This is a genomic window from Pseudomonas sp. R62, from assembly GCF_000257605.1.
Lineage (GTDB): Bacteria > Pseudomonadota > Gammaproteobacteria > Pseudomonadales > Pseudomonadaceae > Aquipseudomonas > Aquipseudomonas atacamensis.
On record NZ_JH635998.1, the window covers coordinates 1189231 to 1199962 of the forward strand.

Annotated in this window: 11 protein-coding genes; 3 read left to right on the forward strand and 8 right to left on the reverse strand. The window is 59.7% G+C overall.

Features of this window, described 5'->3' with window-relative positions; all coding sequences use genetic code 11:
- The 3 genes from OQK_RS06810 to kdgD all read right to left on the reverse strand — a co-directional run.
- A partial coding sequence (locus OQK_RS06810; RefSeq protein WP_157221900.1) for an MFS transporter occupies positions 1-322 on the reverse strand: 322 nt, incomplete at its 3' end.
- Positions 323-422: 100 nt separating this feature from the next.
- Positions 423-1868 (reverse strand): aldehyde dehydrogenase family protein, encoded by a 1446-nt coding sequence (locus OQK_RS06815; RefSeq protein ID WP_016771707.1) that lies wholly within the window; start codon positions 1866-1868, stop codon positions 423-425.
- Between the two features lie 71 nt (positions 1869-1939).
- Positions 1940-2851: a 5-dehydro-4-deoxyglucarate dehydratase gene (kdgD, locus tag OQK_RS06820; RefSeq protein ID WP_016771708.1), complete on the reverse strand. Its 912-nt coding sequence runs from the start codon at positions 2849-2851 to the stop codon at positions 1940-1942.
- A gap of 298 nt (positions 2852-3149) precedes the next feature.
- On the opposite strand from kdgD, the gene OQK_RS06825 reads away from it, so the two are divergent.
- A complete protein-coding gene (locus OQK_RS06825; protein ID WP_016771709.1) occupies positions 3150-3530 on the forward strand; it encodes a hypothetical protein in 381 nt (126 codons plus the stop codon).
- 192 nt (positions 3531-3722) lie between these two features.
- A complete protein-coding gene (locus OQK_RS06830) occupies positions 3723-4070 on the forward strand; it encodes a hypothetical protein (protein WP_016771710.1) in 348 nt (115 codons plus the stop codon).
- A 4-nt stretch (positions 4071-4074) separates the two neighbouring features.
- Here OQK_RS06830 and OQK_RS06835 read toward each other — a convergent pair whose 3' ends face one another.
- The 4 genes from OQK_RS06835 to OQK_RS06850 form a co-directional block, all read right to left on the reverse strand.
- The gene (locus OQK_RS06835) at positions 4075-4821 is read right to left on the reverse strand and encodes a FadR/GntR family transcriptional regulator (protein WP_024011597.1); all 747 of its coding nucleotides are present in this window, start codon (positions 4819-4821) and stop codon (positions 4075-4077) included.
- A 186-nt stretch (positions 4822-5007) separates the two neighbouring features.
- The gene (locus OQK_RS06840) at positions 5008-6735 is read right to left on the reverse strand and encodes an ABC transporter ATP-binding protein/permease (protein WP_016771712.1); all 1728 of its coding nucleotides are present in this window, start codon (positions 6733-6735) and stop codon (positions 5008-5010) included.
- 96 nt (positions 6736-6831) lie between these two features.
- The gene (locus tag OQK_RS06845) at positions 6832-7392 is read right to left on the reverse strand and encodes a response regulator transcription factor (RefSeq protein WP_003221630.1); all 561 of its coding nucleotides are present in this window, start codon (positions 7390-7392) and stop codon (positions 6832-6834) included.
- Positions 7385-8647, reverse strand: coding sequence for an ATP-binding protein (locus OQK_RS06850; protein ID WP_016771713.1), 1263 nt, complete (start codon positions 8645-8647; stop codon positions 7385-7387). The genes OQK_RS06845 and OQK_RS06850 overlap by 8 nt, the downstream gene beginning before the upstream one ends.
- Before the next feature lie 359 nt (positions 8648-9006).
- On the opposite strand from OQK_RS06850, the gene OQK_RS06855 reads away from it, so the two are divergent.
- Positions 9007-9723, forward strand: a complete 717-nt coding sequence (locus tag OQK_RS06855) for an SIMPL domain-containing protein (RefSeq protein WP_016771714.1) — start codon at positions 9007-9009, stop codon at positions 9721-9723.
- A 168-nt stretch (positions 9724-9891) separates the two neighbouring features.
- Here the strand turns inward: OQK_RS06855 and OQK_RS06860 are convergent, their stop codons facing one another.
- Positions 9892-10254 (reverse strand): DUF6124 family protein, encoded by a 363-nt coding sequence (locus OQK_RS06860; RefSeq protein WP_016771715.1) that lies wholly within the window; start codon positions 10252-10254, stop codon positions 9892-9894.
- Between the last annotated feature and the right edge of the window lie 478 nt (positions 10255-10732).

The following is a 10732-nucleotide window of genomic DNA, read 5'->3' on the forward strand; positions in this document are numbered from 1 at the left end:
CAACCACTGCCGTGGACATGCCGAATTCACCGACGAAGCCTTGCAGCACGGTGAACAGCGACCAGGTGAAAATGCTCAGGGCATAGACTTTTTTCGAGCCGAAGCGATCGAGCAGCCAGCCACCGGGAATTTGCCCGGCGACGTAGGCCCAACCGAATGCGGAGAAGATGTAGCCGAGGGTGACGGCGTCAATGCCAAGGTCCTTTTGCAGGCTGGAGCCGGCAATGGCGATCGTGGCACGGTCGGCGTAGTTGATCGTGGTCACCAGAAACAGCATGAGCAGGATCAAATAGCGGACGTGAGTCGGCTTGGAGGATTGCATGCAGATGTACTCCCACTGATTATTTTTATGCGGGTAAAACATTCTTTGGTCTTGTGCCGCGCAGGGCCTCAGGCGATGGCCCGACGCGGGTGCAGCGGGGTTACGATCCGATGTAACTGGTCTTCACGACCGTGTAGAACTCTTGTGCATAGCGGCCCTGCTCACGGGAGCCGTAGGACGAGCCTTTACGCCCGCCGAACGGTACGTGGTAATCCACACCGGCGGTCGGCAGATTGACCATCACCATCCCGGCCTGGGAGTGGCGCTTGAAGTGGTTGGCGTACTTCAGCGAGGTGGTGGCGATGCCGGCCGACAAGCCGAATTCGGTGTCGTTGGCCATTGCCAGCGCAGCTTCGTAATCGGCCACACGAACAATGTTGGCCACCGGGCCGAAAATTTCTTCGCGGCTGATGCGCATCGACGCTTCGCTGTCGGCAAACAGGGTTGGCGCGAGGAAGTAGCCCTCGGTGTCGCAAGTCACCACACCACCGCCGCTGACCAGACGTGCACCTTCGGACTGGCCGATGTCGATGTACTTCATGTCCTGTTCAAGCTGCGCCTGGGAAACCACCGGACCTATGTCGGTGCCGGCTTTCAGCGCGTGGCCGACCTTGATCGACTTCATGCGCTCGGCCATCGCTTCAACGAACTTGTCGTGAATGCCGGCGGTGACGATCAGACGGCTCGACGCTGTGCAGCGCTGGCCGGTGGAGTAGAACGCGCTCTGCACCGACAGCTCGACCGCTTGCTTGAGGTCGGCGTCGTCGAGAATGATCTGCGGGTTCTTGCCGCCCATTTCCAGCTGCACCTTGGCCTGGCGCGAAACACAGTTGACCGCGATCTGACGACCCACGCCCACCGAACCGGTGAAACTGATGCCGTCGACTTTCGGGCTGTTGACCAACGCCTCGCCAACCACGCGACCGCTGCCCATCACCAGGTTGAACACACCGGCCGGGAAGCCCGCGCGGGAAATGATTTCCGCCAGCGCCCAGGCGCAGCCCGGCACCAGATCGGCAGGCTTGAGTACGACGCAGTTGCCATAGGCCAGGGCCGGAGCAATTTTCCACGCCGGGATGGCAATCGGGAAGTTCCACGGCGTGATCAGGCCGACCACCCCCAAGGCTTCGCGAGTGACTTCTACATTGACGCCCGGGCGAACCGACGGCACGTAGTCACCGGACAGGCGCAGGCATTCACCGGCGAAGAATTTGAAAATGTTGCCGGCGCGGGTCACTTCACCGATCGCCTCCGGCAGGGTCTTGCCTTCTTCACGGGCCAGCAGCGTGCCGAGCTCTTCGCGACGGGCGAGAATTTCCGTGCCGACTTTATCCAGCGAATCGTGACGGGCCTGAATGCCCGAAGTGGAATACGCCGGGAACGCAGCGCGAGCAGCGTCGATGGCGGCGTTGACCTGGGTCAGGTCAGCCTTGGCGTAATCGCCGATGGTGTCGCTGAGTTCGGACGGGTTGATGTTGGCCGAGTAATCGGCACCGGCGACCCATTCGCCATTGATGTAGTTGTCGTAGCGTTTTGCAGTTGTCACAGGGCAGCCCTCAACTCTAAAAGCCTTCACGCAAAAAGCCGCTGATTGCTCAGCGGCCTCGCTTTTCTCGTTTATTGCGCGCCTTGCTTGTCGATCAGCGCGGCGAGCATTTCGTACTCTTCGCCGGTCAGGTCGGTCAGCGGCGCACGCACCGGACCTGCGTCATAGCCGGCGATTTTTGCACCTGCCTTGACGATGCTCACGGCGTAACCGGCCTTGCGGTTGCGGATGTCCAGGTACGGCAGGAAGAAGTCGTCGATGATCTTGCCGACGGTGGCGTGATCTTCGCGAGCGATCGCGTGGTAGAAGTCCATCGCGGTTTTCGGGATGAAGTTGAACACCGCCGAGGAGTAGACCGGCACGCCCAACGCCTTGTAGGCAGCGGCGTAGACTTCGGCGGTCGGCAAACCACCCAGGTAGCTGAACCGATCACCGAGGCGGCGACGGATCGACACCATCAACTCGATATCGCCCAAGCCATCCTTGTAGCCGATCAGGTTCGGGCAGCGCTCGGCCAGACGTTCCAGCAGCGGCGCGTTGAGGCGGCAAACGTTGCGGTTGTAGACGACCACGCCGATCTTCACCGATTTGCACACGGCCTCAACGTGGGCGGCAACACCATCCTGGCTCGCTTCGGTCAGGTAGTGCGGCAGCAGCAGCAGGCCTTTGGCGCCCAGACGCTCGGCTTCCTGAGCGTATTCGATGGCCTGGCGGGTCGAACCACCGACGCCGGCGAGGATCGGCACGCTGGTTGCGCAGGTGTCGACGGCAGTCTTGATGATTTCCGAGTATTCGCTGGCGGCCAGGGAGAAGAACTCACCGGTGCCGCCGGCGGCGAACAGAGCCGAAGCGCCATACGGAGCCAGCCATTCCAGGCGTTTGATGTAGCCCGCGCGATTGAAATCGCCCTGCGCGTTGAAATCGGTCACCGGGAAAGACAGCAGGCCGGCAGAGAGGATGGACTTCAGTTCTTGTGGATTCATTATTCGAACACCCTGGTAGCAACGTTTTATTGTGAGTGGACCGTTCAGCCTTCGCCGAAGTTGTAGGTCATCGTACAACTTAAAAAATAACCGTCAACTGCATTTCATCGTTGGCAGGGCTTTTTTGTCCGACAAAATCACTGCTTATGCTTCTGGAAATCGCTGGAAGGCCCGTCCTTGAAGCATTTGCTCGCGGAAATATCTGGTCTGGATTCGTTTAATCCTGAGGAGACCAGCGGCTCGTAAAGTACGTCGACTGCCACGAAGGATCGTGGCGGACCACTCAAAGGAAGCCGCTATGTCGATGCATTTTGCCGCCCCCACCCTCACCCATGCCGCCCCGGCTCAAGACGGCTGCGTGACACTTCAGCTCTCGCAATTGCCGGACATCCTCACCGTGCAGGTGCCGGATTCCAGCGATTTCGAGGCGAACTGGAGCGTCTACGCGATCCTCGGCAGCGATGGAGAAGAACCCCAATGGGAAGGTGATGAGGTGGACGCTGGCGCTTGGGACGACGCCGAGGATGAAATGGAGAAGCTGTTCGACATCGAGGTGCAACTGCCGAAAGAGGCGCTTCAACCGTACCTGAACCGCGAGGTGGAGCTGCGTTACAAGTTCCGCGATGAGTCGAGTATGGAGCCGTATTCTCAACCACTGAGGATGCGAATTGAACCCTGACTCTATTGACGCGCCACGTCATGGACGGTCAGACGCAACCCAGCGGCAGGTCGACCGTTCGTCCGTACTGGTAGTTCTTACAGGTGTCAGCCGATCAATTCTTGCCCCTAATGGTGACGTAGGTGATGAGTCCCCTAACTATGCCGTGATTCGAGTCATGGCTTAATCATTTTTTAAAAAAGGAATTCAGAGATGGCTTCAACCGAATCGGAAGAACACCCTTACTATCCTACATTTAGAGAGGCTTATCGCATTGGGGAGAGCAGTCTAATCCTTGACACTACCAAGCTCGAAGGCCCTGCCCACGGCATCGTGCCCTGGAATCCTGCATACAAGGTTGGCGATAAGATCACTTTTGAGCTGTTTCAAATAACCCCTTGGATTTCCTCGATCTTTGTGACTGAAGAAAATCGTGAAAAGGAATTCGTCTTTCCGATTGAGAAAGAAAAGTTCGACTTCACGCCCTCAAGATTCTGGTGTTACTTAAATGATGGTCCCTTCCCGGTTCCTCCAATAAATTTGCACGTCATCCTGGAATAATGAGCTAACCCTGCGCCTGCGCCTCTTCATGGGCCTGGCGCAGTCTCTCACGGCTATTGGTCAGGTGCAGGCGCATCGCCGCACGCGCAGCATCGGAATCCTGACGGGCAATCGCGTCGTAGATTTCCTCGTGCTCGCGGCTCAGGCGGCCCATGTAGTGCTGCTGGTCATCATGAGCCAAACGCGCCGAGTTCAGCCGGGTACGCGGAATGATGCTGGTGCCCAGGTGCGTCATGATGTCGGTGAAGTAGCGGTTGCCGGTGGACAGGGCGATTTCCAGGTGGAAAGCGAAGTCCGACGACACCGCATCGCTGGCATGCGAGGCGCTTTCGTTCAAGGCGTCGAGGGCGGCGCGCATGGTTGCCAGTTGCTCGGGGCTGCGGCGCTGCGCGGCGAGGCCGGCGGATTCGACTTCGAGGCTGATGCGCAATTCGAGAATCGCCAGCACGTCACGCAGGGTGACCACGGTGGCCGGATCGATACGGAAACCGCTCGGGCTTGGCGTATCGAGAACAAAGGTGCCAATGCCGTGGCGGGTTTCCACCTGACCGGCGGCCTGCAGACGGGAAATCGCCTCGCGGACCACGGTGCGGCTGACACCATGGGCTTCCATGATCGCCGACTCGGTGGGCAATTTGTCGCCACGCTTGAGCAGGCCATCACGGATCTGCTCGCTCAACACCGTCACCAATTCCTGGGCGAGGCTGCGGCGCTTGCGGGGGAGGCGCGGGGTGTCGATCAGCTTTTCCATGGTCTGCATCTTGTCTCGAAAATTCGGCTTGGCGCCATCATAGCTCAAGCGAGTTGTACGATCACCGGGCAGATCACATTACCCCACTGTGGGAGCGAGCCTGCTCGCGAAAGCGGTGGTTCAGACGACAGATTCGTCGACCAAGATGGCCCCTTCGCGAGCAGGCTCGCTCCCACAGGTGAGTGTTCAGACAGTTATGGCCTGTTCGACCAGACGACCGCTGTCGATCCGCACATGCCGTGGATGGAATCGTTTCAAACTGCTTCGGTGACCGACGCTGACAATGCTCAGCCCTGGATTCTCGTCGATCAACGCCTGATACAAGGTCGCCTCGTCCTCTTCATCCATCGCCGATGTAGCCTCGTCCATGTACAGCCATTGCGGTGCATAAAGGAGCGCGCGGGCGAAGGCCAGGCGTTGTTGCTCGCCCGGTGAAAGCATGCGCTGCCAGTGATTGGCTTCATCCAGCCGCCCAACCAAGTGCGGCAGACGACAGGTTTCCAGCACCTGTGCATAACGCTCCGGCGCGTAGGTATCGCCCGGCTGTGGATAACTCAGCGCTTCACGCAATGTGCCGATCGGCAGATAAGGCTTCTGCGGCAGGAACAGATAACGCGCCGCCGGCAAACGAATATTGCCGTGCCCCGCCGGCCACAAATGCCCCATCGCCCGCAGCAGTGTCGACTTTCCGCTGCCGGAACGGCCGCTGAGCATCACGCGCTCACCCGGCTCAACGGTCATGTCGGCGTCGGTCAGCAGGTGACGACCATCGGCCAGATCCAGGCCGAGGTTGTGCACCTGCAAGTCGCTGCCCTGATTCTGCACGTCGATGGCCGGGGTGCGTTGTTCGTTGTCGCTCATGGCCTGACGGAAACTCAGCAGACGATCACAGGTGGCGCGCCAAGCGGCCAAGTCCGAATACGCAGTGATGAACCAGCTGAAATTCTCCTGCACGTTGCCGAACGCCGAGTTGATTTGCATCAGCTCGCCCAGTTCGATCTTGCCGGACAGATAGCGCGGCGCGGCGACGACAAACGGGAAAATGATTGCGATCTGACCGTAACCGGAGGTGAAGAACGTCAGGCGCTTGGACACGCGCATGATGTCCCAGAAATTGTGCCAGACCAGCCCGAAGCGGTTGCTCAGGCGGCGGTTCTCATTCGGTTCGCCGTTGTACAAGGCGATGCTTTCAGCGTTCTCACGCACGCGGACCATGGAAAAACGCAGGTCTGCTTCGAAGCGTTGTTGCTTGTTGTTCAGACCGATCAGACGGCGACCGATCAAATGCGTCAGCCAACTGCCGACCGCTGCATACAACAGCGCACACCAGAACATGTAGCCGGGAATTTCGATGCCGAACACTTCGATACTGCCCGACACGCCCCACAGAATGATCGAGAACGACACCAGACTGACAATCGTGCGCAGCAGCCCGAGGCCCAGGCTCAGGGTGTTGGCGGTGTAAGTGTTGAGGTCTTCGGAAATCCGCTGGTCGGGGTTATCGGTATAACCGCCCTGCTCCAGCTGATAGTAATTCTTGTGGTCTAGCCAGCGCTTGAAGTGCTTTTCGGTCAGCCAAGCCCGCCAGCGGATCGTCAGCATCTGCGTCAGATACAAGCGATACACCGCGCCGAGAATCGCCACCGTCGCGATGCCGCAGAAATACAGGATCAACTGCCAGAACGCGGCTTCATCCTTTCTCTGCAAAGCGTTGTAGAAATCCTTGTACCAACTGTTGATCCACACCGAGATCGCTACGCTGAACAGCGTCAGCGCAATTACGGCAATCAGCAACGTCCAGGCCTTGCCCTTCTCTTCGCTGCGCCAGTAAGGCGTGGTCATCGCCCAGACTTTGCGAAAAAACTGCCCGCGCACAGCATCGTTGACCGCGGAATATTCAGCGTTCTGATTCATGGATAAGGCTCGATAGTAAAAAGAACGGACACGCGCCGATCATAGATGATCGGCGCGATTTATCGCGAGGGCTGGCGATAGTCGTTCAGCGCAGGTTCAGCGACGAACCGGACGCTTCTGCAATTTGCGCTGCAAGGTGCGGCGGTGCATGCCCAGCGCGCGGGCCGTGGCGGAAATGTTGCCTTCGTGCTCGGTGAGCACGCGCTGGATGTGCTCCCATTGCAGACGATCGACCGACATCGGGTTTTCCGGCACCAGACTGTCTAGGTCGGCATGCTCGGACAGCAGCGCGGCCAGTACGTCGTCGGCATCGGCGGGTTTGCACAGGTAGTTGCAGGCGCCACGCTTGATCGCCTCGACTGCCGTGGCAATGCTCGAATAACCGGTGAGGATCACCACGCGCATTTCCGGATCGAGTTCCAGCAGCTTGGGCAGCAGGACCAGACCGGAGTCGCCGTCCATTTTCAGGTCCAGCGCGGCGTAATCAGGCAGATCGGCCTGGGCGATGGTCAGGCCTTCTTCCGCAGAACCGGCAGTGCTGACGCGAAAGCCGCGGCGGGCCATGGCGCGGGCCATGACGCGGGTGAAGGTCGCGTCGTCGTCGACCAGCAGCAGATGCGGCAGTTCTTCGCCTTCGACTTGGATTTCGTCACTCATGTTGGTCTCCTCGGGCGCCGTGGGGCAGGCGCAGCTCGGTGAGCGTGCCGCCTTCCTCATGACTATAGAGTTTCACTGAGCCGCCGGCGCGTGTCACGCTGGCCTTGCTCAAAAAAAGGCCCAGGCCGAAACCTTTGCCCTTGGTGGTAAAAAACGGTTTGCCGATCTGCTCGGCGATGGCCAGCGGCACACCGGCGCCGTGGTCGCGAATGCTGATGGTCAAAGTCTCTGCGTCCCAGTCCAGCGTCACCTGGAGATTTTCCGGGCAGGCGTCGGCTGCATTGTTGAGCAGATTCAGCAAAGCCTGGGTCAGATCCGGCGGCGGCGCCATGCGCGGCACCGCACCCTGGCCAAGACGCTGGAAGCGATAACTGGCTTCCGGGCGCATCAGGTGCCAACGGTTCAACGCCTCGTCGAGCCAGTCGGTAACGTCCTGCATCTCCACCGCCAGACGCCGATTGGCCTCAGCGGCGCGGACCAGTTGCTGCAAGGTTTCCTTGCACAGTTTGACCTGATCCTGCAGCACTTTCAGATCGTCCTGCAGCAACGCATCGGGGTGATCCTGCTGCATTTCCTTGAGCAGCACGCTCATGGTCGCCAGCGGTGTGCCCAATTCATGCGCCGCACCGGCGGCCTGGGTCGCAACGGCGAGCAGCTGCTGATCGCGCAAGCCTTCTTCGCGGCGAATCGCGCGCAGCTCTTCCTGCCGACGTAGCTCTTCAGCCATGCGCGCGGCGAAGAACGTGATGACCGCAGCAGCCAGGGCAAAGCTCAGCCACATGCCGTAGATCTGCAGATTCTCACGGGCGACCGGCAGGGTTTCCAGCGGATAGAAACGCGTCAGCATCAGCGTGTACAGCGCCAGCGCGATACCGGACAGAATCACCGAATAACGCCACGGCAAGGTCACCGCCGCGATGGTCAGCGGCACCAGATAATAAGAAACAAAGGGGTTGGTCGAACCGCCGGAGAAATACAGCAGCGCACTGTGAATCACCAGATCGCAGGCCAGTTGCAGCGCGTACTCAAGCTCGGTCACCGGCCACGATGTGCGCAGGCGCACGGCAGTGAACACGCAGAGCAGAATCGAACAGCCCAGGGTCATCGCCAATTGCACCCACGGCAATGGCAACAATTGCAGCCAGTAGGCCAGACCCACGGACCCGGCCTGCGCGGCGAGCACCAGGGTGCGGATGAAAGTCAGCCGCCAGAGGTTCTGGCGAGTGGCGGAAGTCAGTTGTACGGGGGCGAGCATGAGCTCTCCTGATGAGCGCTCCAGGCGGATCGCACGGAGTATAACCAAGGCGCGGGCGTGAGAGGCGAAAGTGCGGCAAACGACCACAGGAGAGCAGCTGCAAGTTGCAAGCTTCAAGCGGCAAGCAAGATCAAAAGCAAGAGCAAGAGCTGCGGCGCTTTTGATGTAGCTTGCAGCTTGATGCTGTAGCTTGAAAGGAAGGCAGCTGCAAGTTGCAAGTTTCAAGCGGCAAGCAAGATCAAAAGCGCCGCAGTTCTTGCTCTTGCCTTTACTTGCAGCTTGAAGCTTGCAACTTGCAGCTGCTTTATAGAGTCTGATGGTTCACGCAGCGCCCTCTGCGCCTCATTCAAGGAGCCTTCATGCACACATTTCGCCGCAGCGCCGCCCTCCTCGCCCTGACCGTCGGCAGCGTCGCCAGCCTCCCGGCGCTGGCCGCCGATGAGCTGCACTACAACCAGATTTCCCTGCGCGCCGAAGTCAGCCAGGAAGTGGCCCGCGACCAGATGATCGTGACGCTCTACACCGAAGAGCAGAACACCGACCCGGCCAAACTCGCCGCCGCCATCAGCACCACCATGAACAAGGCCACCGCCCAGGCCAAACAAGTCAAAGACATCACCTTGCGCACGGGCAGCCGCAACAGCTATCCGATCTACGACACCAAAGGCCAGAAAATCACCGGCTGGCGCGAACGCGCCGAACTGCGCCTGGAAAGCACCGACTTCGCCGCCCTGTCCAAACTCACCGGCGAGCTATTGACCGACCTGAAAATGGGCGGCATGGACTTCGCCATCGCCGACCCGACCCGCAAGGCCAGCGAAGACCAGTTGCTCAAAGAAGCCGTCACCGCCTTCAAGACCCGCGCCCAACTGGCCACCGACGCCCTGGGCGGCAAGGGTTACAAAATCGTCAACCTGAACCTCAACAGCAACGGTTACCCACAACCGTACCTGCGCGCGCCGATGATGATGAAAGCCGCGGCCATGGATTCCGCGCCGGTGACCCCGGAAGTTGAAGCCGGCACCAGCCAGGTCAGCATGACCGCTGATGGCTCGATTGAAGTGTTGATGCAGTGATTTGAGCTTGGCTGAATGAAGGACCGGCAATCAGTAAATGGTTGCCGGTTTTTTTGTGCCCGGGTTTTGTAGTGAATGATCCTCCGCTTCGCGAGCAGGCTCGCTCCCACAGGTTGAGCGCATTTGAATGTGGGAGCGAGCCTGCTCGCGAAGAACGATGACGCGATCTCAAGCGTGCGGATCAACCCGATCCAGCGCCCGATTCACCGCCAGCTCCGCCAGCATGATGATCTGCTGAATCGCCAGCGCCGTATTGCGCTGCGGACGACCGAGCTGATCGGCGAAATCGCTGGCCAGCGTATTGGCTGAAGCAAGGGACTCACAGGCGTGAGCCAGCAGGCTTTCGGTGTCGATGTCGGGCTGGACCAGAAACATCGTGCTGGGCGGATGGGGTTTGCCGGGTGGCGGGCAGAGATAGAAATCGAGGGCACGCTTGATGGCTTCGCGGTTCTTCGCGAGATCGTCGGCACGCAGCGCGGCTTCGAGGGGGGTTGAGGTTTCTTCGGGTGGGTCGGGGACTGGTTTGGTCATGCGCTTCACCTATGAGGTTGAGCCATCTCGATGCCGTTTCTCACACGGCGAAGAGGTGGCAGCTTTGTGCGGGGTGAGAAAACCGGTCATAGGCACCCGGCCGGACATAAGCCCGCCCGCACAGAGCCGCCATAACGCACTTGCAGGCAGCAAACTTGCTGGCGGCAATTATGCGGATCTGGGCACTGAATGACTATGAATGTCGGGTTCTCACACCCGATCGCTGAACAACCAGCGACGACCCAAGCCTAGAGAGCGGACGTCCGACGGACAACCTGAAAACCTTGTGGGAAGGTTCGGGTTATTGGGCATCGGAATTAAACAAACTCAATCCCTCGGAGCCCTGGACGTGCCGCATCGCGAGCAGGCTCACTCCTACAAAAGCCAAGGCAAAGCAGCGCAGCTGCCCGCGGCGAAGCCGCCCCACTCCACAATGAGCGCAAGCTCGAGTACCGCTTTTGATCTTGATCCACCGGCG